This window comes from Haloactinomyces albus (genome assembly GCF_031458135.1).
Taxonomy (GTDB): domain Bacteria; phylum Actinomycetota; class Actinomycetes; order Mycobacteriales; family Pseudonocardiaceae; genus Haloactinomyces; species Haloactinomyces albus.
This window is the reverse complement of record NZ_JAVDXW010000001.1, coordinates 4,249,461-4,273,998: the sequence shown is the minus strand read 5'-3', so window position 1 is coordinate 4,273,998 and position 24,538 is coordinate 4,249,461. Positions and strand designations below refer to the sequence as shown.

General features: G+C 67.4%; 26 protein-coding genes and 1 pseudogene. 6 read left to right on the top strand and 21 right to left on the bottom strand.

Annotated elements, in window-relative coordinates; genetic code table 11:
* Window positions 1-17: 17 nt before the first annotated feature.
* The 13 genes and pseudogenes from JOF55_RS20145 to JOF55_RS20085 all read right to left on the bottom strand — a co-directional run bounded on the left by JOF55_RS20145 (window position 18) and on the right by JOF55_RS20085 (window position 10,195).
* Complete coding sequence (locus JOF55_RS20145; RefSeq protein ID WP_310276680.1) at window positions 18-866, bottom strand: phosphotransferase family protein; 849 nt, start codon at window positions 864-866, stop codon at window positions 18-20.
* Window positions 863-1,516: a histidine phosphatase family protein gene (locus tag JOF55_RS20140; protein WP_310276677.1), complete on the bottom strand. Its 654-nt coding sequence runs from the start codon at window positions 1,514-1,516 to the stop codon at window positions 863-865. Before JOF55_RS20140 ends, JOF55_RS20145 begins: the two co-directional genes overlap by 4 nt.
* Entirely contained in the window at window positions 1,516-2,301 is a 786-nt protein-coding gene (locus tag JOF55_RS20135; RefSeq protein WP_310276674.1) for a phosphotransferase, read from the bottom strand. Before JOF55_RS20135 ends, JOF55_RS20140 begins: the two co-directional genes overlap by 1 nt.
* Window positions 2,298-3,107, bottom strand: coding sequence for a class I SAM-dependent methyltransferase (locus tag JOF55_RS20130; protein WP_310276672.1), 810 nt, complete (start codon window positions 3,105-3,107; stop codon window positions 2,298-2,300). Before JOF55_RS20130 ends, JOF55_RS20135 begins: the two co-directional genes overlap by 4 nt.
* The gene (locus tag JOF55_RS20125; protein ID WP_374727565.1) at window positions 3,104-3,634 is read right to left on the bottom strand and encodes a P-loop NTPase family protein; all 531 of its coding nucleotides are present in this window, start codon (window positions 3,632-3,634) and stop codon (window positions 3,104-3,106) included. Before JOF55_RS20125 ends, JOF55_RS20130 begins: the two co-directional genes overlap by 4 nt.
* Before the next feature lie 56 nt (window positions 3,635-3,690).
* Window positions 3,691-4,716, bottom strand: a complete 1,026-nt coding sequence (locus tag JOF55_RS20120) for a glycosyltransferase family protein (RefSeq protein WP_310276665.1) — start codon at window positions 4,714-4,716, stop codon at window positions 3,691-3,693.
* Window positions 4,713-6,434 carry a carbamoyltransferase family protein gene (locus JOF55_RS20115; RefSeq protein WP_310276663.1) on the bottom strand — a complete coding sequence of 574 codons (1,722 nt, stop codon included), beginning with the start codon at window positions 6,432-6,434 and terminating at the stop codon, window positions 4,713-4,715. Before JOF55_RS20115 ends, JOF55_RS20120 begins: the two co-directional genes overlap by 4 nt.
* Before the next feature lie 358 nt (window positions 6,435-6,792).
* Window positions 6,793-7,323, bottom strand: a pseudogene (locus tag JOF55_RS20110) (thymidylate synthase); the annotation flags it as partial.
* 122 nt (window positions 7,324-7,445) lie between these two features.
* Entirely contained in the window at window positions 7,446-8,426 is a 981-nt protein-coding gene (locus JOF55_RS20105) for an NAD-dependent epimerase/dehydratase family protein (RefSeq protein WP_310276659.1), read from the bottom strand.
* A gap of 300 nt (window positions 8,427-8,726) precedes the next feature.
* The gene (locus JOF55_RS20100; RefSeq protein ID WP_310276656.1) at window positions 8,727-9,077 is read right to left on the bottom strand and encodes a hypothetical protein; all 351 of its coding nucleotides are present in this window, start codon (window positions 9,075-9,077) and stop codon (window positions 8,727-8,729) included.
* Window positions 9,074-9,418, bottom strand: coding sequence for a hypothetical protein (locus JOF55_RS20095; protein WP_310276653.1), 345 nt, complete (start codon window positions 9,416-9,418; stop codon window positions 9,074-9,076). The genes JOF55_RS20100 and JOF55_RS20095 overlap by 4 nt, the downstream gene beginning before the upstream one ends.
* Before the next feature lie 31 nt (window positions 9,419-9,449).
* Complete coding sequence (locus tag JOF55_RS20090) at window positions 9,450-9,779, bottom strand: hypothetical protein (protein ID WP_310276650.1); 330 nt, start codon at window positions 9,777-9,779, stop codon at window positions 9,450-9,452.
* Entirely contained in the window at window positions 9,776-10,195 is a 420-nt protein-coding gene (locus JOF55_RS20085) for a hypothetical protein (protein ID WP_310276647.1), read from the bottom strand. Before JOF55_RS20085 ends, JOF55_RS20090 begins: the two co-directional genes overlap by 4 nt.
* A 291-nt stretch (window positions 10,196-10,486) precedes the next feature.
* Between JOF55_RS20085 and JOF55_RS20080 the strand changes: the two genes are divergently transcribed.
* The 3 genes from JOF55_RS20080 to JOF55_RS20070 all read left to right on the top strand — a co-directional run bounded on the left by JOF55_RS20080 (window position 10,487) and on the right by JOF55_RS20070 (window position 12,245).
* Window positions 10,487-11,350, top strand: a complete 864-nt coding sequence (locus JOF55_RS20080; protein ID WP_310276644.1) for a helix-turn-helix domain-containing protein — start codon at window positions 10,487-10,489, stop codon at window positions 11,348-11,350.
* Window positions 11,347-11,550, top strand: coding sequence for a DUF397 domain-containing protein (locus JOF55_RS20075; protein ID WP_310276640.1), 204 nt, complete (start codon window positions 11,347-11,349; stop codon window positions 11,548-11,550). The genes JOF55_RS20080 and JOF55_RS20075 overlap by 4 nt, the downstream gene beginning before the upstream one ends.
* A gap of 383 nt (window positions 11,551-11,933) precedes the next feature.
* Window positions 11,934-12,245: a helix-turn-helix domain-containing protein gene (locus JOF55_RS20070; RefSeq protein ID WP_310276637.1), complete on the top strand. Its 312-nt coding sequence runs from the start codon at window positions 11,934-11,936 to the stop codon at window positions 12,243-12,245.
* A gap of 57 nt (window positions 12,246-12,302) precedes the next feature.
* Here JOF55_RS20070 and JOF55_RS20065 read toward each other — a convergent pair whose 3' ends face one another.
* The 4 genes from JOF55_RS20065 to JOF55_RS20050 all read right to left on the bottom strand — a co-directional run bounded on the left by JOF55_RS20065 (window position 12,303) and on the right by JOF55_RS20050 (window position 16,419).
* Window positions 12,303-12,776 (bottom strand): 3'-5' exonuclease, encoded by a 474-nt coding sequence (locus tag JOF55_RS20065; protein ID WP_310276634.1) that lies wholly within the window; start codon window positions 12,774-12,776, stop codon window positions 12,303-12,305.
* A gap of 620 nt (window positions 12,777-13,396) precedes the next feature.
* Window positions 13,397-14,920, bottom strand: coding sequence for a competence protein CoiA family protein (locus JOF55_RS20060; RefSeq protein WP_310276632.1), 1,524 nt, complete (start codon window positions 14,918-14,920; stop codon window positions 13,397-13,399).
* A complete protein-coding gene (locus JOF55_RS20055; RefSeq protein WP_310276629.1) occupies window positions 14,917-15,390 on the bottom strand; it encodes a hypothetical protein in 474 nt (157 codons plus the stop codon). The genes JOF55_RS20060 and JOF55_RS20055 overlap by 4 nt, the downstream gene beginning before the upstream one ends.
* Before the next feature lie 216 nt (window positions 15,391-15,606).
* Window positions 15,607-16,419 (bottom strand): SDR family oxidoreductase, encoded by an 813-nt coding sequence (locus tag JOF55_RS20050; protein WP_310276626.1) that lies wholly within the window; start codon window positions 16,417-16,419, stop codon window positions 15,607-15,609.
* 173 nt (window positions 16,420-16,592) lie between these two features.
* On the opposite strand from JOF55_RS20050, the gene JOF55_RS20045 reads away from it, so the two are divergent.
* Both JOF55_RS20045 and JOF55_RS20040 read left to right on the top strand, forming a co-directional pair.
* The gene (locus tag JOF55_RS20045; protein WP_310276623.1) at window positions 16,593-17,747 is read left to right on the top strand and encodes a 3-ketosteroid-9-alpha-monooxygenase, oxygenase component; all 1,155 of its coding nucleotides are present in this window, start codon (window positions 16,593-16,595) and stop codon (window positions 17,745-17,747) included.
* Window positions 17,747-18,016 carry a ferredoxin gene (locus JOF55_RS20040; protein WP_310276620.1) on the top strand — a complete coding sequence of 90 codons (270 nt, stop codon included), beginning with the start codon at window positions 17,747-17,749 and terminating at the stop codon, window positions 18,014-18,016. The genes JOF55_RS20045 and JOF55_RS20040 overlap by 1 nt, the downstream gene beginning before the upstream one ends.
* 53 nt (window positions 18,017-18,069) lie before the next feature.
* Here JOF55_RS20040 and JOF55_RS20035 read toward each other — a convergent pair whose 3' ends face one another.
* Together JOF55_RS20035 and JOF55_RS20030 are read right to left on the bottom strand one after the other, a co-directional pair.
* Window positions 18,070-19,626 carry an FAD-binding protein gene (locus tag JOF55_RS20035; protein ID WP_310276617.1) on the bottom strand — a complete coding sequence of 519 codons (1,557 nt, stop codon included), beginning with the start codon at window positions 19,624-19,626 and terminating at the stop codon, window positions 18,070-18,072.
* Window positions 19,623-21,110, bottom strand: a complete 1,488-nt coding sequence (locus tag JOF55_RS20030) for an FAD-binding protein (RefSeq protein WP_310276614.1) — start codon at window positions 21,108-21,110, stop codon at window positions 19,623-19,625. The genes JOF55_RS20035 and JOF55_RS20030 overlap by 4 nt, the downstream gene beginning before the upstream one ends.
* A 331-nt stretch (window positions 21,111-21,441) precedes the next feature.
* Between JOF55_RS20030 and JOF55_RS20025 the strand changes: the two genes are divergently transcribed.
* A complete protein-coding gene (locus tag JOF55_RS20025) occupies window positions 21,442-22,728 on the top strand; it encodes an alpha/beta hydrolase family protein (protein ID WP_310276610.1) in 1,287 nt (428 codons plus the stop codon).
* A 70-nt stretch (window positions 22,729-22,798) separates the two neighbouring features.
* On the opposite strand, the gene JOF55_RS20020 is transcribed toward JOF55_RS20025, so the two are convergent.
* Both JOF55_RS20020 and JOF55_RS20015 read right to left on the bottom strand, forming a co-directional pair.
* Complete coding sequence (locus tag JOF55_RS20020) at window positions 22,799-23,428, bottom strand: MBL fold metallo-hydrolase (protein WP_310276607.1); 630 nt, start codon at window positions 23,426-23,428, stop codon at window positions 22,799-22,801.
* A complete protein-coding gene (locus JOF55_RS20015) occupies window positions 23,428-24,510 on the bottom strand; it encodes an S-(hydroxymethyl)mycothiol dehydrogenase (protein ID WP_310276605.1) in 1,083 nt (360 codons plus the stop codon). Before JOF55_RS20015 ends, JOF55_RS20020 begins: the two co-directional genes overlap by 1 nt.
* Window positions 24,511-24,538: the final 28 nt, after the last annotated feature.

Sequence of the window (24,538 nt, the reverse complement as noted above, 5' to 3'; positions counted from 1 at the left end):
GATTCGGTGAGCGCGTCTCATGGCCAAGGCAGGCCGTCCAGGAGGGCACGGCCGTGCCGGATGAATTCCTCGCCGTTGTTGCGCAGACCGTGGGCGATGCTGGTGACGGCTTCGAGAGCGGTGGCGTGGTTGAGCACGGCTTGGTCGTTGCTGCTCAAGGGGCCGTATCCGGTGAGGAAGGCTGTCTTCAGGTCCGGCCGGTGAGACCAGTACCGCGTGGCTAGCCTGGTCAGGTCCCGGGCGGCCAGGTCGATGCGGCTGTGTTCGAAGTCGATGAGCCGGATGCGTCCATCGGTGTGCCAGAGCAGGTTGCGGGGTTGGAAATCCAGGTGGCATGCGGCGACGCGGGGTGCGGGCAGGGCGGCGAGACGGTGCATGTGTTCGCGGAGGAGCCGCTTGCCTCGGGGGCTGAGGTGGTCGGCGGTCTGGATGATCCAGTGCTCGGCGCGGTCGGCCAGGTAGACGGTGAGCTCGGTGGCGGAGGCGGTCACGGGTATCCGGTGCAGTTGCCGGAGGAGGACACCGGCCTGGTGATGCGCGGCCCGCTCGGTGATCGGGTCCAGAGCCAGTTCGTCCAGGGGTGTGCCGGGCACCGTGGTGACTACGATGCCGGGCAGGTCCGAATCGGCAGCGAGCAGGCGCGGTACGGCGAGGCCCAGCTGCGGGGTCCACTCCCGGTAGGCGTGCACTTCACGCTCGTGCAGTGAGCGCGAGCGGTGGATCTTGCCGATGAGAATGGTCTGGACGCAGCGCAGCCCCACGAGGGTTCCGGTGGCGTGGGCCAGTGGCGGCGCGGCGAGCTCCACTGGTGCATCGCAGGTTCTGCGGGCCAGCTCGCACAGGCGCGCGATGTGCTGCTCGCTCATGCCGCCGGGTTTGTCGCTGCGGTCAGGTGCTGGGTGTCATTGTGGCTGATCAGCATCCACACGGCGTGGCCGAACCGGTTGAGGTGGCGTTGCCATCGGGTCAGGGACGCGTGGCCGGTGACGACTCCTGGGCGCTCGGTTTCGGAAAGTGGGAGGTCGTGGAACAGGACGAAGCTGGTCTCGATGGTTTCCCCGTGGGCGGCCACAAGGATTCGCCGTCCCTCGTGATGGGTGAGAATGTGCTCCAGCGCGGCGCGGGTCCGGGCGAGGTAGGCGTTCCAGGATTCCGCGCCGGCGGCGATCGGCACATGCGGCCGCCACTGCGGGCGGCCGCCGAAGTGGGTCTTGATGGTGGCCCAGTCGCTTCCGTCGGCGTTGCCGTGCTCCAGGCCCCGCAGCTGGTGGTCGATGTGTGGTCGAAGGCCCAGTGCTTTGCCGAGTGCTGCTGCGGTCTGCTGGGTGCGACGACGGGGGCTGGTGTAGAGGGCGTGGACGGGAGCCTCGGTGCGTAGCCGCTCGGCCAGCCGCGTGACTTGGTCGTGGCCGCGGTCGGTGAGCCCGGTGCAGGTGTGCTTGCCACCGACGAGGCCGGCGACGTTGCAGTCGGCTTCACCGTGGCGGGCCAGGATCAACTCGGTACTGATGGGCATCACAGGTTCCTTTCTGCTGTGCCGGCAGCGTCGTGCACCTCGCCGGCGGGCCAGGGACGCACGGCAGGCCAGGGGTATCGGTAGCCGTGGTGGCCGAGGTAGGGCAGGGTCAGCAGGTGGTGAAACTCAGCCCACACCGTGAGCTCGGTCCGTCGGCTGTGATCGAGAGTGTCGGGGAGTTCCTGGGCATAGGCGGTGATGGTCTCCTCGACGACACGGGGTGGCAGGTCTCCGCCGGTCATGGCGGTAGTGACCAGGAGCTTGGCCAGGTCGTAGCCCACCGGTGCCAGCGTCAGGGAGTCGAAGTCCACCAGGACCGGCTCTCGGTAGTCTGCGACGAGGACGTTGCGGGGGTTGGCGTCCTTATACAGCGCGACCGGCAACATCGCGGCGTGATCCAGCCATGCACCGATGGCCTCGTGCGACAGCGGTGCGCCGGCTCCCTGTACCGCGCACAGCTCGTGCAGGCGCCGGCGACGAGGCCCGGCGAACGCGTCGAGGATTACGTCGCTGGTGATGTAGCGGGAATTGGCCATGGCCTGGGCCAGGCCGCGCTGGCGGGCGGTGTGGTGCAAGCGCCCCAGCGCACTGGCTACGGCCGGCAGGTCGCCGAGCTCGGCGGCACGGCCGCTGACGTGCTCGAATTCCAGAGTCCACGGGGTGTGCTCGAGCAGGCGGGGGAGTCCCACGTCGGCGCCGAGACTGAGCAGCCACCGGTAGTGCGCGAGTGCGGTGTCGACCTCGGCCGGGCTGCGGTAGCGCTTGATGAAGCGAGCCGGGCTCATGGGTGGGCCGCCACGAGGTAGGAGACGGTGGAGGACGTGCTCACACCGGTCTCGCCGAGTACGGGGCGGAGCCGGTCGGCGACTGCGTGCGGGTCGCCTTCGGCCAGCGCGTATTTGGGGGTGGTGGTGATGTAGCGGGCCACGTGCTCGGCGTCGGCGAAGTGGAACTCATGCTTGTGGTGGACGACCCGGCGCACCATGAGGTGCCGCGCGGTCACGTGCTCGGCGTTGGTGCTGTGGAAGGTCTGGTACAGGCTGGGGCGAGTGGTCGCATGACGATCCAGGCCGGCTACGGCAACGAGCTCATCGAGCTCGCGGTAGCTGTCCGCGGATTTGGTGACCAGTATCGCCAGTCCTCCCGGGCGCAGACATCGGGCGAACTCGGCGACGACCTGGTCGGGCTGAGGCGCGTGGTAGAGGCAGAACGCCGCGACGACGATGTCCACACTGGCCTCGCAAACCGGCAGTGCGTGGAAATCCGCGCGCAGGAACCGTGCCCGCGCATCAGCAGGCAGTCGGCAACGTGCCTGGGCCAGTAGCGCGGCTGACTGGTCGAAGCCGATCAGGCAACGGGGTGCCCACCGCTGGGCGAGCTGGGCGGTGGTGCTGCCGCGGCCGCAGCCCACGTCGAGCACGGTGTCGCCTCCCACCCCGATCACGAGTTCGGTGATGACCTCGGCCACCGGCTGCCCACGGCTCTTGGCGGAGTGCAGCGCGCCGGTGCGCTGCACGAGTCGCCCGCTGGACCCGTACAACTCCCCGCGGGTGCGCTCGCGGTCGAGGAACGGGTTGGCGTCGGTGGTCATGCCGGCCCCGAGGGGTTCTGGGGAGCGTCTGTGGGCAGTGACCGCAGAAACCGACGCATGGCGCGGCGGCTGGTCAGTGTGATCGCTCTGCTGGTGGTGTGTTGGGCGATCAGCCGTTGCACCTTCGGACGCATCGTGCGGCGGTATCCGAGGATGTAGGTGACGAATCCCCACGTCAGCCGTCCGCGGAGGTGCCGGGACAGGGCGTCGCTGCCCCGGTGTTGGCGACGGCGCTGGAGGATGCCCCACAGGCACGTGAGCGCGGGCAGGTCCAGAAAGATCACCGTGTCCGCGGCGGCCAGCCGGATGGGCATGGTGCTGGCGTAGTTCCCGTCGAGGACCCACGTCGGCTGGGCAACCAGCCGGCGTTGCTGCTCGGCGAATGCTTCCTGATCCAGCGGGTTCCAGTCTTCGTCGTAGAACACCATGTCCAGGTGCGTGACGGGCAGGCCCAGCCGATCGCCGAGCCGGCGTGCGAGTGCGGACTTGCCCGAGCCTCCGCAGCCGCAGATCATGATCTTGTGCACGCTGGTGTCCTCCTTCGGTGCCGTGTCGTTGTCCCTGTTCACGGTGTCATTCCTGGTCACGATCTCGATGTCGCAGTCATCAGCGTGCCGAGCACGGTGACTTGGCGGCTCAGCCGGAACAGATCCAGCCGTCGTAGGCACGCGGCCAGTATTTCGGCGCGCGCTGCGAGCGAAGCCCGACGTAACTGCCCGACTCGTTTGGTCGCCTCGTCTCCACTGCTGATGTGCAGTCGCGCGGGCACGTAGTGCTCGATGCCGCGGATCGTGGTCGGAGCCAGGGGTAAGCACCCGGCCAGGACGGCCTCGAACAGTCGTTGGGTCATCTGTCCGCTGGCGGCGTAGCGGTCCGGCAGCAGCAGCACCGTGGCCACCGCGTCGCGGTACAGCTCCTCGACCTCGGCGAACGGGACCCGGCCGGTAAATCGCACGTGCGGCCATCGCTGGGTGTCGGTCCACTTCCCGGCGACCTGGTGGGCATGCTGGGCCGCGGCGGGTGCGAAGAAGGCGTCGAAGGCGGCGTCGCGGTCGTACTGGTTGCCCACGTACACCAGGGGCCAGGTGCGGGCCCCGCCCACCAGCTGGGCGGGGTCGACCTGGTCGAGCACGGTGTCGGCGATCGGGAACAGCAGGCTGTGCGCGCCCGGTGTCGGGTACAGCGCCGGTTCGCACACGGTCACCGCCGGATGCGTGCGCCAGGGGTCCTGCCGGGGCAGCTGCTGGTCTTTGTCCCAGATGAGGGTGGGCAGCCCGTGGTGGGTGTAGTGCTCGAGCAGCTGCTGTTGCCGGTGCCGGTCGCAGGTGTGGTTCGGGTGTCCGCACGGGCTCGTGTTGCGGCCGGGGATGGGCCAGCGCCACTCGCAAAACAGCAGGTCGATGTCGGGGAGTCCGGTCTCGTCCCAGAAGTAGGTCGAGCGCAGGTCGGTGTCGGCTTCGGTGAAATCCCGGTTGGCTTGGAGGAACACGATCTCGTGGCCGGCCGCGATGAGCCCGTCGATGAGGGTGCGGCGGTGGCTGCGTCCGCCGTCGGGGGTGTTGGTGATTCCGGAGCCGAGGAAGCCCCAGAAGCTGTAGCCGATCCTCACTGGCGCACCACCCACCAGTTTTCCAGCAGCAGGGCGTCGATGCCGGATTCGGCCAGGCAGTCCAGTGCCATGTCCGGGGTTCCGCAGATGGGTTTGCCCTTGATGTTCAGCGAGGTGTTGATCAATACGGGGATGCCGGTGAGCGCGGCGAACTCGGCGAGCACGGCAGCCAGAAACGGGTTCTGGTCGGCATGGACGGTTTGCACGCGGGCGGTGCCGTTGGCGTGCACGATGCTGGGGATGCGTTCGCGCGCCTGCTCAGTGACCCCGACCGCCATCGACATGAACGGCGAGGCTTGCCACAGGTCAAAGAAGTCGGCGGCCTTGTCCTCCAGGACGACCGGGGCGAACGGACGGAACGGCTCGCGGTACTTGACCGTGCGGTTGAGCCGGTCGATCACCGCGGCATCCAGCGGCGAGGCCAGGATGGAGCGATGCCCCAGCGCTCGGGGGCCTGCCTCGAGCGCTCCGGTGAACACGCCGACAATGGCCCCGGCGGCCAGCTGCTCGGCGACATATCGGGCACGGTTGTCCAGACGGTGGGCCCGCATTCCGGGTCGGTGAGTCGCCGTCAGGGCCACGTCACCGAAGTCCGGACCGAGGTAGCAGGCGCCGGCTACGCCGGTGGCCAGCCGACCGGTGTGGTCCTTCCAGGCGGCCAGGGCGGCGCCGATGGCTGTGCCGGAATCCCCCGGTGCCGGCGGCACCGTCACCTCCTCGGCGAGACCGGCCTCGGCGATACGCCCCACACTGACGCAGTTCATCGCCACGCCACCTCCCAAGCACAGCGCGGGCGCGCCGGCGTGTTGCTGTGCGCGCCGCGCCAGGTGCAGCATCACTTGTTCGGTGCGCTCCTGAAGCGCGGCGGCCAGATCGGTGTGCACGGCAGTAACCGGCTCGTCGCCGCAGCGCGGTGGGCAGGTGCGCTGCACGAAGCGGTCGGTGAGCCGCCGCGCCCGACCGGAGAGCACCCGTAGCGCGATCAGCCGCGGGTCAACGGTGAATCCCTGCTCGGTCAACGGCACCGCTTCGGTGAGCACCGCGCGAAACCGCGCGGGGTCCCCCAGGGCGGCCAGCGCCATGACGGTGCCTTCCTCATCTCCGCGGCGCCACCCCAGGTGTTCAGTGATCGCACCGTAGACATAGCCCAGCGAGGTCGGATCCGCCAGCGCGGCCAGCTGCTGGTAGCGCACCCGCCCCTCGCTGCGCTGCGCTGCAGCCAGCGTGGTGGTGTCGGTTTCGCCGAGGCTGTCGACGACCAGCACACCTGCCTCGTCTTGTCCGGATGCGGCGAAGGCGTACAGGCCGTGTGCGAGGTGGTGCGGCACGGCCCGCACCCGTGCTCGAGGAAACCGGCGGCGCAGCTGGCCCAATCGCCTGCGGGTACGGGTAGCGACCTTGACGAAGGACCGCGCCCGCGGCAGGACGCGCGCCACACTGGGCCCACCGGCGAAGTGCTTGATCGAGGCCAACGCCGCGGGCAGGTATCGGTGGGGCACGAAATTGTAGGCAACCTCGTCGACGTCGTCGGCGGTCAGCCCCTGGGAATCCAGCAGCCATCCCACCGCGTGCTCCGGAAAGCCGCGGTCGTGTTTGAGGCCGCTGAGCCGCTCCTCCTCGACAAAGCCCACCAGGTGGCCATCGACGATCAACGCCGCCGCTGAGTCGTGGGTGAACGCGCACAAGCCCAACACCACACGCGGAAAGGAGGCGCTCATGCCGTAGCCCTCTCTGGTACCGGTGTGGGATGGCGGGAGTGGATGTGCCCGCGTCTGATTCGGTGGCCAGCAGCGCATACCAGCGATCCATCGCGGTGGTCAGTGGCTGGTGCGAGCCCGTGAGCAGGGCGCGGGCGTTATCGTAGTCGCCCTGCTTCCACAGCCGGTAGCTCGACATCACCGCGGCGAAGTCGTCCCAGCCCGGATCACCGACCGCTTCCCCGGCGATGACCTGTGCCAGTAGATCGTCGAAGTCCTCCCACGGCACCGCCAGCGGCGCCAGTGCACCCTTACTGGGCCGCGGGCGGTGCTGCAGATCCTCGGCCAGCGCGGCGTGACAGTCGTACAGGTGCAGCGAGTCGATGAGGTGGTGGTAGTCGCCGACCTCGACGCCGAGCCATCCGGCCAGCAGCTCGTGCAGGATCGTGGTGGTGAACAGATCATAGGGCAGCCCCAGCCACACGTCCTGACTGCGCATGGTGGTGAACATGACCAGTGCACCGTCGCGCACGTAGAAGCGATACCCGAGGGTGCACGGCACGTCCCGATAGCCGGAGAAGTCGCGTGCCGGGTCGAACAACTGGATCACGGCCTGGCGGGAGTCCCCATCGTGTTCGAGCACGCGCCGGACCGCGTCGAGCTGATCGCAGTGGCCGTGCCAACGGCGCAACCGGGGCCCGTATGCACCCTGCAAACGGCCGTGATCGCTGAAACGGCGCAGCCGCTCGTTGTAGATGAAGATCCACGGGTCATCGGAGCCGGACAGGATCCACAAGGCTTCCGCGGCCGCGAACGCCGGATTGAGTACACGGGTGGGCGCCACGTCGACGAAGCGATGCCGTGGGCGGGACAGTCGCAGGTGCGCTCCTAGCAGCTCCCTCGTGGCCATCCTCCGTGGCGCAACAGGCACGCCGTAGGCGGCGAGGGAGCGGCATCCTTGTGTGAACAGCTCGGTGGCCGAGTCAGCCGAAATCGAATACATCGACGCAAGTCCTTTCGTCGTAGCGGCGTTCAGGAAGCCGACGCTTCCGACACGGGCGACTTGTCGGCGGTCAGCCACTGCCAGTGCCGCCTCATGCCGCCCGCCAGATCGACTTGGGGACCCCACCCCAAGACCTCGCGGGCCCGACTGTGATCAGCGAGCGTGGCGGGCACATCACCGTCGCGCGCCGCGACAGGGCTGGTGGGAATACGGGTGCCGGTCAGTTCCTCGGCGATCCGGACGACATCGGTGACACTGCTCGCCTGACCAGCTCCGATGTTGAACACACCGGTGTCGTCGGTGGCCGTGGCCGCGGCGATCGTGGCCTCGACCGCGTCGGTGATGAAGGTGAAGTCGCGGCGTTGACCACCCGCTCCGTACACCCGCACCGGCGGGCCACCCAAGGCGGCCTCCAGCACTCGGCCGATGAGCATGTCAGCGCGCTGCCGCGGCCCGTACACGGTGAAATAGCGCAGTGCGGCCACGCTCGTCCGCGAATCAGCCCGGTCGGCGTGAGCCAAGCACAGCGACTCGGCAGCCAGCTTGCTCACCCCATACGGAGACATGGGCGCTGTGGCCGCGGTCTCAGCCGACGGAGCTCCCCCAGTGCGGCCGTAGACGCTCGACGAGGAAGCAACCACCACTCGCGGAACGCCCAAGCGCACGGCTGCCTCCATGATCCGCTGGGTGACCACGATGTTGCACTCGGCGTACTCACTGAACCGCTCACCCCACGAGGGGCGAACCCCGGGAATACCAGCAAGGTGGAACACCACGTCGGCGTCGAGCAGCAACGACTCCACCGAGCAGTCGACGAGATCGGCGGGCACGAAAACGAAGTTGGGAGACTGCAACGCCTCCGTCAGGTTGGCGGCGGCCAGCGTGTCGTGCTTGGGATCGCGCCGATCGACACCGATCACGAGCACACCGGCATCCACCAGCCGCTTAACGAGATGCCCACCGATGAACCCTGCGGCACCGGTAACCACCGCACGACGCAGCTTTGACACGTGACTTCCTCCTCCTTGCACGGCGAGACTCCCCGGTCCGGGCATTCCTGGAGGGCAGGGAAGCTCGGATCGAGGCTGGGGTTCGGGAGATGGTTTGCTCACTGCGCCCGGATGACCTCAGTGGTCTCCGGGTCGCGGTCGCTTTCGTAGGTCTTGCGCCACCGGCGCTGCGCGCGGGTCTCGACCACTGCTGCGAAGTACGGCTGGCGACGTGTGTCCCGTTGGCGGCCCCACAGCAGACCCCGATCAACATGCTGGTCATACTCGCGAGACCGACGAGTCCGGCGACCTGCGCCACCGTCATCCTTGCTCGCCCCAGTGCTCGGGAATGGTGCGGCTGTGCCGCTCCCACTCGCCGAGGTAGGCGACCACTTCGTCCCACAGGGGGCGGGGGCCGATCTCGGCGATGCTGGTGCGGGTGCGACCCAGCTGCCGGTCCCAGGAGATGAGCACCCGCACCGCGGAACCCGTCAGCAGGTCGATCAGCGTGTGCTCATCCACTTCGGTGCGCAGTGATTTCCGGGAGTGTTGTACACCTGGCATCGCGGCAGTCAGTACGGCCAGCAATGACGGATGTTCCAAGCCTGGCACTGTCACCGCCGAGCGCAGTGGCACGGTATCCAGCGCGGCGAAGTCCAAGGTCGGGATCATCGTGCACCACCCCGCTGCGGTACCTGGGTGGCCTGCCACATGCCCGCGAGCTGGTTGAGTCGATCCAACCAGGGATAACCGCTCTCTTTGACGGTGTGGCGGCCGTTGGCGCGCTGATACAACACGGTGAACTCGCTGCTGACACGATCGCGGAAGACGTGCACCACCTCGCCACGCTTGCGGTGTTGCTGACTGGCGTGTTCCAAGTCGGGATGGGCTTCCTTGACCAGCAGCAGGAAGGCATGGTCCTCGACAGGTGGTAGCTGCGCGGGGCGTTCCGGGCGCTGACTATAGGTCAACGCCAACAACGGCGCCTCGGCCTCGGAAACGGGGGCAGCCATTTCACTCTCACGTCCCTTCGCGATGACAAGCTCACTGCGCCCGGTGGTCACCAGAGCTGTGCTCGTCGGATGGGCTGATCTGCGCCGCCAGGCGCTTTTGTAGCTCGTGCAGCACCGTCAAGTCCTGACGGGCCTGGATCGTGAAGCCCTCGGTTGCTCCCGCTTTGCGGCTTGGTCGAGCCCGGACGTCAGGTGGCTCCGGACGCTGGAGCCAATCACTGGACTGGTCCCAGTCTTCGGCAGCGGTCACCGACGCCGAGTTCAGATCACCCGTCCACGACAACCCTGAATACATGTGGGCACCCGGCTGGCGTCGTTCGCCGAGCGCACCGATGGGGTAGTTTTCGCGTGGCTCGCTCATGCTCGTGCCACTCCTAACTGCTCGTCGAAGGGGCGCGACCGCAGGAAACACGGCATGCACGGCATCCCCTGACCGGGCTGAAGGAACTCCACCTCGCCCACGAGCAGCGACCTTCCGCACAAGGTCGTCAAAGCCCAGGTGTGCCACTGCCCCGGAGCCAGAGTGATGATGTGAGCAACCCGCTGGCGTTCACCCACCACGCCGGGCCGGAAGCGAACCACCAGGGAAATCGCCTCCGGCCATCCAGAAGCCACTGCCCAGGCTCCCGAAGCCTCGCCCGGGGACTGCTCGAGCAGCTCGGCCAGCGTGCTGTAAGCAGTGTGGAGATCACTGACCTCCACACGCGTGACCTCGGCTCCCCCAACCCAGAGCGCGACCACGAACGGGCGCGCGGCGGTCAGGCTGTCCGTGCTCATCAGACTTCTCGATCCATGGTTGCTACGTGGTACCCGGCGGGCCGGGCCAGGTCGGGGGTCTGCCCCGGCCCGCCAGGGGACTGAAAACCAGACAGTGAGCTTCCGTAGGCGGTCGGGGCACGCCAGGGCCTCTGCTGTCTGGCAGCTACATTCGTGATCAACACTGTGAACGCAGCCATACCTTGATACAAGTAGATTGATACAAGAAAATCAACCCGGAGTGAGTGCTCCATTCGAGTGAGACTGTGGGTGGCAGCCCCGAGTAGCACCATCAACAATGGGAGGAGACCTGTGGTCGCATCCTCGAGCCCCGCCGTGTTGAAGCGGTGGATCGCCCTGCACCTCAAACGGCTTCGCACTGAGGCTGGTTGCCGCCAGCAGGACGCGGCCAACCGGATCGGTCGCAGCCAACAGGCGATTGTCAACATCGAGAAAGCAGCGAACCTGCCCAGCGCTTCCGACCTGGAGCTGCTGCTGACCCTCTACGGTGTCCCCGAACGCATCGACTTCTTCCGCCAACTACTGGCCGGCGCCCGCAAGAAGGACAACTGGTGGAAAGCCCTGAGCAAAGCCGTCCCGAAGTGGTTCGATCTCTACCTCGGGCTGGAAGCTGGTGCGGCCGAGCTGACCTCCTTCGACGCGTTGCTCGTTCCCGGCCTGTTGCAAACCTCGGACTACGCTGAAGCCACCATCCGCGCCGATCCGGAACTGTCCGAAGAGGAGGTGCGCCAACGCGTCGAACTGCGCATCGGACGTCAACAGATCCTGCACCGCGATGACGACCCCGTGCGGATCTGGGCCGTGCTCGACGAAGGCGTGCTGCACCGTGTCCGAGGCAGCCGTGCGGTGATGGCCGCTCAGCTCTGGCACCTGCACGAGATGGCCCAGCACCCTCGCATCAACATTCAGGTCCTGCCCTTCGAAGCAGGAGCACACCTCGGGCAAACCGGGTCCTTCAACATCATGAAGTTCCCACCCGAGATGGGCGATCCCGGCATCGTGGCCGTGGACCAGCTCGTCGGCGGGCACTACTACGAAGACCCTGCCGAGGTCGAAGCCTACAAACGAGCCATGACCCAGCTGCAAGACCTCGCCCAGGACACGAAAGACTCACAGACACACCTGTCCACAGCAGCAAAGGAGATGAACCCGTGAACAGGCACGACCAGTTGCGGGAAGCAACGTTTTGCAAGTCCAGCTACAGCGACCACCAAGGCTCCTGCGTGGAGATCGCACAGACACACGACGCCGTCGGCCTGCGCGACTCCAAACTGACCGACTCGCCAGTACTGGCCGTGTCAGCCAGCCACGGTCGCGCGTTCGTCCAGGCGGTCAAGCAAGGACGGTTCAGCTGACGCTGACGTGATACCGCACCAACGACGATGCCGCCCGGCCAGACCACGTGGCCGGGCGGCATCGTTATGGTCGAGCGCCGCGCGGTGCTCACGGCCCATCATGCCCGAACACGAGATGCGTGCGCCAAAGCACACCGGCAACCCTGGACCACGACCTCCGTATGGTCCCGACGAGACCGCCATGGCTCTACCAAGGCGGGATGTGGTTCCAGTTTTCTGCAGCACGTGGCAGGCCGGAAAACGGGGTACGACGGTAGACATGAACGACTCCTGGGTATAGTGGTCATCAACAACGCCAAGCAGATCGTGCCGCCCGGGTGTGCAGATAGAGTGAGCGACAATGCACGGCGTACTCACGCACACGCACGGTGGACAAGGCGACGATGAGCGAGCACAGCGACACCGACGACCCCACCGAAGGCGGCGCGTTCGTCGCCGAGTTCCGGCGCTGGCGCGAAGTCCGCGGTCTCTCTCGCACCGCGCTGGCAATGCTGATGCGCTACAGCCGCTCATATGTGTCCAAAGTGGAAAGCGGCGACGAGCCCGGCTCGGCCGACTTCGCCCACGAGATCGACCACCTGCACGGGACCCTGTGCCGCGACCACCTCCCATCCGGACGTCACCCCATCCCCGTCGAGCAGTACCAAGGCACCGGCAACACCTGGCACTACCCCACCACAACACGTGCCCACTGATCTCCACACCGGAAGGCAGGTGCGGTCAAGGCCCCTCATCGCCGGCGTTCGACGACATCACCTTCTCGCGCTCCTGGGAACCCGTGCCCGAGTCTGCCATCTCGTGCAGGCGCTGCAGCATAGCCCGGCAGCCGCTGAGAGCGTTGTGCCCGCCGTTGAGGGGTTGCCAGGTGTAGTTTTACCCCAGTACGGGTGCCAGTCTCCCCACCACTCGGCATAGCGCTCCAATTCGCGTCGCAGGACCGCCGCGTCGAACGCGGCGTTGTAGACCACGACTCGTTTGTTACGCAGAACGGTCGCGAGCCGATCCACGATCGCGGTGAACACCGGAGCGTCGGCCACGTCGGCGTCAGTGATGCCGTGGATCACCGTGGCCTCGACCGGGATCGACTCTTGGGGATGCAGCAGCGTGTCCAGCAGCACGCCTCCAGCGGCCGACAGCACGGCGATCTGGACCGCGTACCCATCGAGGCCGGTCGTCTCGCTATCGAGGATCACCATCTCGGGATCGGCCACACGCCCCGGGCCCACGTCGACGCCTCCGCGCGATCCGCGGCGAGTATCCGCTGATGCTCGGCCGCCTCAGCAACCAGGCGCGCCTGTAGCCGTTTGCCTGCGCAGTCCTCGCACACTGCCTGATCCCGCGTCCCCACGTCGGGTGCCACTCCATCAGTACGCCACAGTCGCCGCAGTTCGTAGAGTGTGCCCAGCGTCGGCCTTCTGCCAAGGCGACGCGCTGACGCTCGGTCAACGGCCGAACCGATCGTGCCGCGGACCGCTCGTACAACGGGCAAATCCCGTGCATCGGCGAGTAATGCAGCCACGCCGCTGGCTCCAGACCGGCGGTGCTCAATCCCTCGGACCGTAGCTGCCCGCGCGTTGCCAACCTTTCAGGAGCATGGCTGGCTCGATACACCGCACGGCCCTGCCCATCCCAGCGCAATACCGCCGTCATGGCGCCCATGTGCTCCTCCGCTGTCCCTATCGGACAACCACCGGCGCGAGAGCCTACGAGCCCCCCACCGAATTCGGCTCTCTCCGCCATCTCGCTCCAGCTCATGCACCCTCGGCGCAGCAAGGCCGCCGAAACGCTGCCGACAAAATCGCTGCGCTCGGGTGGGACTCGTTTCACTTTTGATCACGAAAATGAGCTACCGACGCCAGAAGAAACGCTTCCACCACGGTTGACGCCGAGGCTGAGCTGGTTGGGAGGTGGCCGGTGAGGATGGTGAAGTCGGCACGGGAGCTGGCTCGCGCTGAGGTGCGGTCTTGGGAAGGGGTTGGGTGACTTCGGCGTTCTCGTCGGGTGTCTCGCTCGGTGAGTCTGCCTCGTCGGTGGACTCGGTCGGCTCCTCGGCGCGAGGCTCCGGGGATGCGGTTGCCGAAATCGGGCCCCGCACCCAGCACTCCAGGATCTTTCCGCGCTGGCGCACCACGCGAATCAGCCCGGCCTGCTCCAGCGTCTCGAGAAACTCGGTGATCACTGGGCCGGGGTTGTCCAGCACGATGTGGTGAGCTCGGAGAGTGCGGTAGCACTCTGGGACTCCGAAGCGGTAGCCCGGACGCACCTGGTGGACGTGCTCGACATACAAGATCGCTCGCCACTGTCGGGGATGGGCCCACACGCCCGCCGTGGTGCTGTTGTCGCCGTCGAGCACGGCCGGGACCTGACCGAACTCGTCGAGCAACCACTGGCGCCGCGGGTCGCGCTGCCAAGCGTGCTCACGCAGCTCGGGGGTGGCCATGGCCTCTCGAGCTTGCTGATCCCGTTCGGCCCACCAGCAGTCCTGCTGACGGCGGGCGTCGGTGACCTGCTGCCACTCGGTGTGCTGCTGCTGCAGCAGCCGGCGAGTCGGAGTCAGCAGACCCCACTCGTCGAGGTCGCAGTCATCCAGGGCATCGAGGGTGACCCAGCAGGTCTCATCCTCGGCCCCGGGTGGGACTTGAAAACCCTTGTGGTTGTCGTAGCCATCGTGCCAGTCCTGGCGACGCTGATACGTCTGCGAATACGCATCGAGGTGTTTGTACACCCAGCCAGTGAGGACTTCACCGCGCTCGGGCTTGAGCCAGACCAGGGGGTAACCGGTCGCGGCGACCTCACGCTGTGCCCCGGTCAGGCGCAGCTTGCCCGTGCTCGTGCGGTCGAGCTGCAGCTGCGGACCGCGGTGGCCCCACACCCACACGTCGATGATGCCATGCCGACCATACACCTCGTGGCGATGGCGCCACTTGCTCGGCGTCAGCGCCGAATACTGCATCTCGACGGCGAGTTCGAAGTCTCCGTCCGAGGCGTAGACATCGATGACCGCGTGCCGACCCAGCGACCGCTCGAGCTGGGTTTCCAGTACCGCTTCCTGGCGCTCCAGCCAGCGTTGCAGCACGTGCTTGCCCTGCTCGTGGGCCAGTGACTCGTCTCCATGGCCGCCGGCTCCACTGTGGTGTCCGAAGTGGTCTCGACGACCATGGTTGCCGTGCCGCGGGATGAGCGCGCGGTTGGCGCACTCGGGCATGAAGCATTCGACGTGGTCTTTCAACCACTGCCGATACGGCTCGACATCACCGTCTTCCAGGAAAAACAGCTGAGTGGGCTCACTCTTGTAGCGTGCATAGACCTGGCGGGTCTCGCCGTCCTGCCAGGCTGCGAGCTCGACCGTGGCGTGCACCCGCGTATTCACGGCTGCCTCCGGTCACCCTTGAATTCGTCCAAGTCCACCGGTTCGGGCTCGAGTGCCGATTCAGGCTGCGACTGCCGCTGAAACCGGGCCGGATCATCGACCCGACCCTCGGGCACGGCATGCCCCCCGGCACGCTGAGCCTGCTCCAACACCGAGACCGCCACCAGATCGCACTCGGCCACCCACAACCGCGCGCGGTCGACCTCCTCCTGCAGGGCCGTATCCTCGGTCTCGGCGGCCTGCTGCTCGGCCAGCCGCAGAGTTTGCATCAGATACCCGTGGGCTGCTTTCCGCCGATCCTCCTGATCGACCGCGTTGACCAGCCGGGTCCGAATCCAGTGCCGGTTCGCCGGTGGGTTGAACTCAGCCAGCGCCGCCGGTCCGGTATAGCCGAGCTCGGCACCGGTCAGCGTGGCCCGCCAGAGCCGCCGAAAACGCTGGTAACGCTGCCACAGCGACCGCTTGGACATCCATCTCTCCCGAGACCGTGAAATGATCACCGTGACGGCAGGATGCCACGACACTGCGCTTCCCGGGAACGTCCACACGGGCGGAGTACCCCCTGTTTGGGCGATGCGCCACTCCCGCACCATCAGTGATGATCAACAGCGCTGATAGCCCGCTGCCAGCGAATCCCACACAGCCGAATACCACCGGTTACCAATCTCCCGCCCGTCGAATGCGGATCAGTCCTCGGCTGCCGCCGGTTCCAGGTCCGGATAGGGCATCGGCATGTTGGTCACCGCCATGCCGCCGTCCACCGCGAGCACTTGGCCGGTGACGTAGGAGGATGCCCTCGAGGCCAGATACAGCACCGCGGCGGCGATGTCCTCCGCGTCACCGAGGCGCTGCAACGGAGTGGCGTCCTCCAAGGACTTCTTGATTGCCGGGTCGGCTGCGACGGTCTCCAGCGAATCGGTGCGGACCGCTCCCGGTGCCACGGCGTTGATACGGATGCGGGGATTCAGCTCGGTCGCGGCCAGCCGCACGGCATGTTCCAACGCGGCCTTGCCGGAGCCGTAGGCGAGGTAGCCACGCCCGACCACATGACCGATCGCGCTGGACGTCATCACCACGCTGGCGGCATCGGACTCGACCAGATGCGGCACGGCCTCCCGCACCAGCCGCAACCCGTGCACCACGTTGCGCTCGAAGGACTCACGCAGCGCATCGTCATGGGTCTGCAAGAACGGCCGCGGCACGGAGCCGCCGGTCACGCACACCACGATGTCGAGTTTGCCGAACTCCTCGATGACGCGTGCGACCGCCTGCGCCGATGCCGCACCGTCCGCGGCATCCGCCGGGATCGCGATCGCACGGCGCCCCAGCTCTCTCGCCTTGCCCGCCACCTCCTCGATCTGTTCCGGGCTGCGGGACAGCACGGCGATATCGGCGCCGGCCTCGGCGAGCGCGAGCGCACTGGCTGCGCCGATGCCGCGGCCCGCTCCGGCAATCAGCGCGACGCGTCCGTCGAGATCGAACAGGGAGGAGATACCCATCAGGCGTCCTTCCACGGGTGTGTCGGCACTGTCCGGTCGATGATGCACAGCCAACCGGATCGCCGCGCGCACCGCTTCCGGTCAGTGAGACCACGGCGCCATAGCGCCCTGCCATCGCCCTATGTTCGGTCCCGGCTATCAGGCACCGCAAGGGCCGGAAGGGATGGATGAGCATGACCGCTGTGAACACCGATTCCGACGAGGTCCGCACGATCGAGGCCGAGTCGTCACCCACGCGCTTCGCACGCGGGTGGCACTGCCTCGGACTGTCCGAGACGTTCCGCGACGGCGCACCGCACGCCATCAATGCTTTCGGCCGGAAGCTGGTCGTTTTCGCGAGCGGTGACGGGGCCGTGAACGTGTTGGACGCTTACTGCCGCCACATGGGCGGCGACCTGTCTCAAGGCACGATCAAGGGCGACGAAGTCGCCTGTCCGTTCCACGACTGGCGGTGGGGTGGCGACGGACGGTGCAAACGGATCCCCTACAGCCGCCGCGTGCCGCTGCGCGCACGCACCGCGGCCTGGCCCACCCTGGAGCAGGACGGTCTGCTGTTCGTGTGGAACGACCCCGAGAAGAACCCGCCGATTCCCGAGCAGGCCATCCCGCGGATCGAAGGAGCCACCAGCAAGGACTGGACCGACTGGGTCTGGTACAGCACCGACGTGTACACGAACTGCCGTGAGGTCATCGACAACACCGTGGACATGGCGCACTTCTTCTACGTCCACTACTCGTTCCCGACCTACTTCAAGAACGTCCTGGAGGGACACATCGCCACCCAGTACCAACGCGGTACCGGACGGGACGATGCACGCCCCCAGGAGAGCGACAGTGGGACACCGAAGGTCCTCGGCAACACGTCGGTCGCTTCCTACTACGGACCGTCGTTCATGATCGACGAGCTGACTTACCACTACGAGGACCGGGACGTGAACTCGGTGCTGATCAACTGCCACTACCCCGTCAGCCCGAACCACTTCGTGCTGCAGTACGGCGTCATCGTCGAGCGTTCCGACGACGGGGACACCTCGGCGGAGGACCTGGCCGCGAAGATGATCGACTTCATCAAGATCGGTTTCGAGCAGGATGTCGCGATCTGGAAGAACAAGTCCCGTATCGACAATCCGCTGCTGTGCGAAGAGGACGGACCGGTATACCAGCTTCGGCGCTGGTACGAGCAGTTCTACACCGACGTCGCCGACATCACCCCGGAGATGACGGACCGGTTCGAGTACGAACTCGACACCACCAGGCCCAACGAGGCGTGGCACAAGGAGGTCGAGGAGAACCTCGCCCGCAAGACAGCAACGGAGCAGTCCGCCTGATGACGGTACAGACCGACGATCGGCTACTCGACGCACCGATGGAGCCGGTGCAGTGCCTGCGCTGCGATGCCCGCCTCCAGGTGCGCAAGAGCAGCTGGCAGCAGACGAGCATTCAGTGGGACGAGGAAGCGGCGGCGACGTGTGCGGAGCGGCGGGCCGAGGCCTCCACTCCCGGTCGGTGCCGCCTCGAGACGTGCGCTGCACTGTGGGACTCGATCCGCAGTGCAGCGGCCGAGGGCGGTATCCACGTGCCCGACGACCAGTACTGACCATCGACTCGACAGCTACGAGCACGGGCGCTCGTAGCTGTCGAGCAACCAACTCAGCCGGGCGGATTCCGATCCGCGGTGCCGGCCATGTCCAGCGCCGCGAGGTAGCTGAACACCATGCTCGCTGCGATCGGGTTTCCACCGGCGGGATAGCTCGTGCCGCTCACCGCCGCCATCGAATTACCGGCGGCGTACAACCCGGAGATCGGCAGGCCCGCCCTGTCGAGAACCCGCGCGGCGTTGTCCGTGCGCAGCCCACCCTTGGTGCCGAGATCGGACAGCCCGAAAGCCGTGGCGTGATACGGCGGCTGCTCGATCGGCACCAGCGGGGAGCCGCCCGCACCGGCGAAGGCGTTGTCGTAGGGCTCCGCGCCCCGATGGAAGTCCTCGTCGACACCTCGTGCAACCATCCGGTTGAAGCGTTCGACGGTGGCCCCGAGTGCATCGGCCGGCACACCGATGCACTCGGCGAGCTCTCCGAGACTGGATGCGCTGTGCCGCAGGCCCGCGCGGGCATACTCCTCCGAGGAGGCCATCGGCACGCTCGTGGAGCGCACCGGCGGCACATCGCCGGCGCGGTCGTCGTAGACCATCCAGAACGGCAGTTCCAGCGAGCCCTTGTCGAGCCCGTCGATGATGTCTCGCCCGATCCGGTCGTACGGCCAGGACTCGTTGGTGAACCGCGCACCGTCACCGTTGACGAAGATCCCTCCGGTGAGCCACAGCGAGAACGTCGACGTGCCGTCCGGGTGGATCATTCCCGGCGCCCACCACGCCTCCTCCAGCAGGTCGGTGTCGGCTTCCGCCCGCAGCGCCGCCTGCAGAGCGCGCCCGGTGTTCCCGGGTGCACCCATCGAACCCGCGACGCTACCCGGCACACCCCACTGCTCCCGCAGCTGCGCGTTGCGCTCGAATCCGCCCGCGGCAAGCAGCACACCACGGCGTGTCCTGATCGCGACCGATTTCCCACCCCGGGAGGCCAGCACGCCGACCACGGCACCGTCCTCGACGATCAACTCCTCGCAGGTCGTCTCCCGATGCATGGCGGTATGCGGCTGCCCCGACAGCGCGAGCAGCAACCGCCCGATCAATGCCTGGCCACCGCCGAGCTCCGCCGGAAGCTCGTGCCCGAGCCGATCGGTGGCCAGCGGTGGGCGCAGTGCGTCGCGCAGCGTCCCGATCCGGTCGGCGGAAAGCGACTCGGGGATGATGTGCCGACCACCTGCACGCGCCTGCGGGGCGGATCCGAAGTAGTCCGGCCACGGAAATACCCGGAACTCGAAGTTCGGATCGGCCTCGAGGTAGTCGATCAGCGGCGCGCCGTTGTCGAGGAAGGAGTCCTGCAGTTCGCGCGGAGTCCGCTTCCCCACGACGGATCGGAAGTAGGTGCGTGCCGCCTCCATCGTGTCGTCGTCACCCGCACGCCGCAGTACCGCGTTGCAGGGAAACCACATGCCACCGCCGGAATATGCCGTGGTGCCGCCGAACCGGTCGGTGGCCTCGATGACGGCGACCGACAGGCCTTCCCGGCCCGCCACGTAGGCTCCCGTCAACGCGCCGCCGCCGGAGCCGACCACCAGCACGTCACACTGCTCGTCCCACCGGGTCATCGCCGGCTCCCTCCGCGGGCTGTCGTGGTGCGCGCTGCTCCGGCGGCGTGCCGCCCCGCGCGCCTGCCGAAGAAGGACCCCTCGCCGAGGCGCGTGCCGCTCGAGTAGCCGTCGGAGTCCTGAGCGATGTTCGATGCGCACGCACCAGCCGCGTGGAGTCCCGCGATCGGATTCCCCGTCTCGGTCAGTACCGCACCGTCCACATCGGTCCGCAGTCCGCCGAGGGTGAATCCGACGTAAGTGGCCTTGCCCGGAGTGAGGTCATAGGCCGCCCACGGCCCCACGTCGAGGGGGCGCAGCCAGTCCGGATGCTTGTGGAAGCGCGGGTCCGCACCGCGTGCCGCATCGTGGTTGTACTCCTCCAGAGTGCCCCGCAGGCTCCCCTCGGGCAGGTCCAGCTCCTGTTCCATCTCCGGCACGCTCTCCCAGCCGTCGATGAACGGAACCGTTCCGTAGCGCGGCGTGCCCACCGACTCGGAGTCGACGATCAGATAGGCGACCGCATCGGGCTGCTGGAAGACGTACGCGGCGGTACGGCCGTGGTAGGCGTCCTCGGCCACGAACCGGTTGCCGAGCTTGTTCACCACGATGCCGTTGAGCAACTCCGGGGGCGGGTAGAACGGTGCGCTCACGAAGGCCCGGTCCATGTGCCGGGTGGCACCTCCTGCCGAGATGCCCATGCGGATCCCGAGCCCGTCGTCGTAGGTACTGCCGAGCGGCGTCACCCCGTGGGCGAGCCGGGACGTGTAGGCCGCCACCATGTCCGGATTGCAGGCATACCCGCCGGCGGTGAGGACGACCGCTGCCGCCCGGATCACGCCGGATTCGGTGAAGTGCCGCCAGCGTGCTCCGACAACCCCGCCCCGCCGGTCGGTGACCAGCCCCGTGGCCCCCGTCTCGTAACGGATCTCGCCACCCAGCGACCGGAAACGCTTCTCCAGCAGTTCGATGACCATCCTGGCGCCGCCCTTGTCGCCCGGTACTGGGACCTTGTGGCCACGCGGCGCCGGCTCCGCGACGTCCCGAAACGGCCAGACTTTCTCGTTGCCGGTGTACATCAGCCCTTCGGTACCCGGCTGGATCACCGCCTTGCCCGGGTAGTAGCTTCGCTCGAACCGCACTCCTTGGCGTTCCAGCCATTCGAAGTGCTCGACGCTGCCGTCGCAGTAGAGCCGCAGCTTCTCCGGATCCGGGTCCGGCGATGCCGCCTCGAGATACTTGTACATCTGCTCCGCGGTGTCGGCGTGGCCGGTTGCCACCTGAACCGCGGTTCCACCGCCCAGGTAGAAGTGCCCGCCTGCCATGGCCGAGGTACTCCCGCCGGCGCCACCACGATCGATCACCAGCACCCGCGCACCGGCCTCGGCAGCCTCGACGGCCGCGCATGCCCCGGCCATTCCGAACCCGACCACCAGCACGTCGACCTCGTCCGAGGCACCATCCACCTCGTCGGACCGGAGAATCTCGGGGATCTCTGCCGTCATCGCCGCTCCCGCGCTGTCGCCACCATTCGCGAACGACGGTGACACGGTGTCGACCGCACCGGATGGCTCATCCCGATCAGCGGGAGTACCTCGCGGGATTTCGGCAGGAGCGAATTCACTGTGACCGGTTGCGATGCCTTCCATCCGGCCGATTGACGAAATGACGAAATACGGTCACCGCCCCGCCTTCCGGATACCGGCAGCGATCTCCGCGGGCGGCCTCGAGCGACGGCGCCCGCGTTCTCGCTCATCGAGACAGCACCCGTTCGTGCCCTGCGGCCGGACTAACGTCGGCGGCCATCCGGCTTTCGCCCACCACACCGTACAGGGCATGACCAACCGACGTTGGCAATCCACTGTGGAGGAAAACATGGCACCATGCTCACGGTCGAGCACCGCACGCCGTACGGTCGCGATCCTTGCGCTCACCGTGCTCGTCACCGCGGCCGGCTCACCGGTCGCGGCCGCGAACAGCAGGCAGGAGAGCGAGCACAGCACAGCAGCCCGCCACGCCACCGAGGCACCGTCGAACGTCATCGGACGGCGCGGCACATTGCTGACCGCGCGCCCGCTGACCACCACGGCCGCGCTGCCGAGCGCGGCGAGCAACTGGCTCGTCACGTACGTCTCGGTGGACCGCGCAGGGCGCCCGATCACGGTCTCCGGAACCGTATCCCTGCCTGCCACGAACAAGCCACCGGGAGGCTGGCCGGTGCTCAGTTGGGCACACGGCACCACCGGAGTGGCCGACGTCTGCGCGCCCTCGGCCGACACCGCCGACGGTCCCGCACACGGCTACCTCGGGCTGGTCGACGAGACGCTCGACAAGTGGGTGGCAGACGGCTACGTGGTCGTGCAGACCGATTACGAAGGCCTGGGCACCCTCGGCAACCACCCTTACCTGAACGGGGAGAGCGCCGCGAACACGATGGTCGACATCGTGCGCGCCGCGCGCACCCTCGACCACCGGGTCGGCCGCGACTGGTTCGCGATGGGACACAGCCAGGGCGGGCACGCCGCCCTGTTCGCCGCCGCGCAGGACTGGCATCGACGCGACGTGCGACTGCGCGCGGCCGTGTCGATCGCCCCGGGCGGAATCGGGGTGAGCCGGACGCTCTCCTTCTACCGGGACAACCCGGACCGCGACGCGATCAGGGCCGCCCTGCCATTCCTACCGATACTGCTCATCGGAGCGGCGGCGGCCGAACCGTCCATCAACCCCGACCGGCTGCTCACCGACGAGGCGCAGCCACTGCTCGACGCGGCACGAAGCGGATGCATGAACGCGATCGGAGAAGTCGCGCCTGCGGTCCCGCCGGACAGGCTGTTCCGGCCGGACGCGGATCTGGAGCCGATCACCAGGTACCTGGCATCGCAGGAGCCGGAGTCGGTCACGCCGACGGTCCCGACCATGGTGGTGCAGGGCACCGACGACGCGCTCGTGCCCAAGCCGAGCACCGACCACCTGGTGCACAGCCTGTGCAACCGGTATCCGCTGATCAACCACGAGGTCTACGACGGCAGCGACCACCGGGAGACCATCGCCGACTCGCTCTCCGATGCGCAGGACTACATCGCCTCGATCCGCGATGAGCAACAACCTCCCGGCGACTGCTGACCGCGTAAGCTCGTGCGAGCAAAAGGTGGATCACCACCGTCCGCGTGCGGACGGTGGTGATCTCCTCGAACTAGAATCCGCGTGCGATCCATTCGTCGAGGTGCGGCTTGACCTCGCCGATCGTGGCGCTGGGACCGTGTCCGGGATGTACGGCGGTCCGCTCGGGGAGGGCCAGCAGCCGGTCCCGGATGGACTGCGTGATCACGCCGAAGTCCGAATAGGACCGCCCGGTGGCTCCCGGGCCGCCGGCGAACAGGGTGTCTCCGGTGAAGACGACACCCCGATCAGGGCAGTACAGGCACACCGCACCGGGAGTGTGCCCCGGCGTGTGCAGTACCTGCAGATCGACCCGGCCCACAGTGAGCATCTGTCGATCGGTCAGTTCGTGATCGGGCCGGTGACTCGGGTGCGTCAGGTGCCACAGCGGGAGATCGTCGGAGTGCAGGAACACCGGTGCGCCCACGACCTCGGCCAGTTTCGGAGCCACCTGCACGTGATCGTCGTGGGCGTGCGTGGCCAGGATCGCCCGCACCCGGCGCCCGCCGATCAGTCGTCGGATCGCGGCAACGTCATGCGGCGCGTCGATGACCACGCATTCCCGGTCGTTGCCGAGGACCCAGACGTTGTTCTCCACCGCGTGGGTTTCACCGTCGAGGGAGAACGTCCCCGACGTCGTCGTGTGGTCGATACGAGCGCGCATCAGAATGTCACCACCGAGCGCAGGACCTCACCACGGTGCATCTTGTCGAACGCCGTCTCCACCTCGTCGAGGGCAATTTCCTCGGTCACGAACTCCTCCAGCGGCAAGCGTCCCTGCTGGAAAAGTTCGACCAGCATCGGGAAGTCCCGACCGGGCAGGCAATCGCCGTACCAGCTCGACTTCAGCGCACCACCGCGGGCGAAAACGTCCAGCAGCGGCAGCTCCAGCCGCATCTCCGGGGACGGGACACCGACGAGCACCACCGTGCCCGCGAGGTCCCGCGCGTAGAACGCTTGCGTGTAGGTCTCCGGAACCCCGACCGCGTCCACGACCACATCGGCTCCGTGGCCGTCGGTGAGTGCGCGAATCGCCTCCACCGCGTCGGCCTCGGCAGCGTTGACCGTGTGCGTGGCACCGAACTGCCGTGCCCACTCCAGCTTCACCGGGTCGGTGTCCACGGCGACGATCCGCCGCGCACCGGCCAGGTCGGCCCCGGCCACCGCGCCGTCACCGACCCCGCCACAGCCGATCACCGCCACCGAATCACCCGGGCCTGCGTTTCCGGTGTTGATCGCAGCACCGATACCGGCCATCACACCGCACCCCAGCAACCCGGCCACCGCAGCACGCGCGGACGGATCCACCTTCGTGCACTGGCCTGCTGCAACGAGCGTCCGCTCCGTGAACGCACCGATCCCCAGCGCAGGCGACAACGGGGTACCGTCGTCCAGCGTCATGGCCTGCGCCGCATTGTGCGTGTCGAAGCAGTACTGCGGCCGACCGCGCTTGCAGGCACGGCACTGCCCGCACACGGCCCGCCAGTTCAGTACGACGAAGTCACCCGGTTCCAGATCCCGCACACCCTCGCCCACGGACGCGACGACGCCCGCGGCCTCATGGCCGAGCAGGAACGGGTAGTCATCGCTGATCCCGCCCTCGCGGTAATGCAAGTCCGTATGGCACACACCGCAGGCCTGCACCCGCACCACGGCTTCTCCCGGCCCCGGGTCCGGGACATTGATCGTCACGACCTCGACCGGCTTGCCCTTGCCGATCGCGACAACGGCACGCGACTTGTCCACTCCTGTCCTCCTCTCCTGGTTTGTCAGT

Coding starts and splice junctions, on each gene's coding strand:
- JOF55_RS20115 (WP_310276663.1), bottom strand. CDS start 6,434: ATGAGCGCCTCCTTTCCGCGTGTGGTGTTGGGCTTGTGCGCGTTCACC.
- JOF55_RS20100 (WP_310276656.1), bottom strand. CDS start 9,077: ATGATCCCGACCTTGGACTTCGCCGCGCTGGATACCGTGCCACTGCGC.
- JOF55_RS20085 (WP_310276647.1), bottom strand. CDS start 10,195: ATGAGCACGGACAGCCTGACCGCCGCGCGCCCGTTCGTGGTCGCGCTC.
- JOF55_RS20055 (WP_310276629.1), bottom strand. CDS start 15,390: ATGTCCAAGCGGTCGCTGTGGCAGCGTTACCAGCGTTTTCGGCGGCTC.
- JOF55_RS20035 (WP_310276617.1), bottom strand. CDS start 19,626: ATGACCCGGTGGGACGAGCAGTGTGACGTGCTGGTGGTCGGCTCCGGC.
- JOF55_RS20030 (WP_310276614.1), bottom strand. CDS start 21,110: ATGACGGCAGAGATCCCCGAGATTCTCCGGTCCGACGAGGTGGATGGT.
- JOF55_RS20095 (WP_310276653.1), bottom strand. CDS start 9,418: ATGGCTGCCCCCGTTTCCGAGGCCGAGGCGCCGTTGTTGGCGTTGACC.
- JOF55_RS20025 (WP_310276610.1), top strand. CDS start 21,442: ATGACCAACCGACGTTGGCAATCCACTGTGGAGGAAAACATGGCACCA.
- JOF55_RS20045 (WP_310276623.1), top strand. CDS start 16,593: ATGACCGCTGTGAACACCGATTCCGACGAGGTCCGCACGATCGAGGCC.
- JOF55_RS20050 (WP_310276626.1), bottom strand. CDS start 16,419: ATGGGTATCTCCTCCCTGTTCGATCTCGACGGACGCGTCGCGCTGATT.
- JOF55_RS20135 (WP_310276674.1), bottom strand. CDS start 2,301: ATGAGCCCGGCTCGCTTCATCAAGCGCTACCGCAGCCCGGCCGAGGTC.
- JOF55_RS20130 (WP_310276672.1), bottom strand. CDS start 3,107: ATGACCACCGACGCCAACCCGTTCCTCGACCGCGAGCGCACCCGCGGG.
- JOF55_RS20140 (WP_310276677.1), bottom strand. CDS start 1,516: ATGCCCATCAGTACCGAGTTGATCCTGGCCCGCCACGGTGAAGCCGAC.
- JOF55_RS20145 (WP_310276680.1), bottom strand. CDS start 866: ATGAGCGAGCAGCACATCGCGCGCCTGTGCGAGCTGGCCCGCAGAACC.
- JOF55_RS20090 (WP_310276650.1), bottom strand. CDS start 9,779: ATGAGCGAGCCACGCGAAAACTACCCCATCGGTGCGCTCGGCGAACGA.
- JOF55_RS20070 (WP_310276637.1), top strand. CDS start 11,934: ATGAGCGAGCACAGCGACACCGACGACCCCACCGAAGGCGGCGCGTTC.
- JOF55_RS20040 (WP_310276620.1), top strand. CDS start 17,747: ATGACGGTACAGACCGACGATCGGCTACTCGACGCACCGATGGAGCCG.
- JOF55_RS20020 (WP_310276607.1), bottom strand. CDS start 23,428: ATGCGCGCTCGTATCGACCACACGACGACGTCGGGGACGTTCTCCCTC.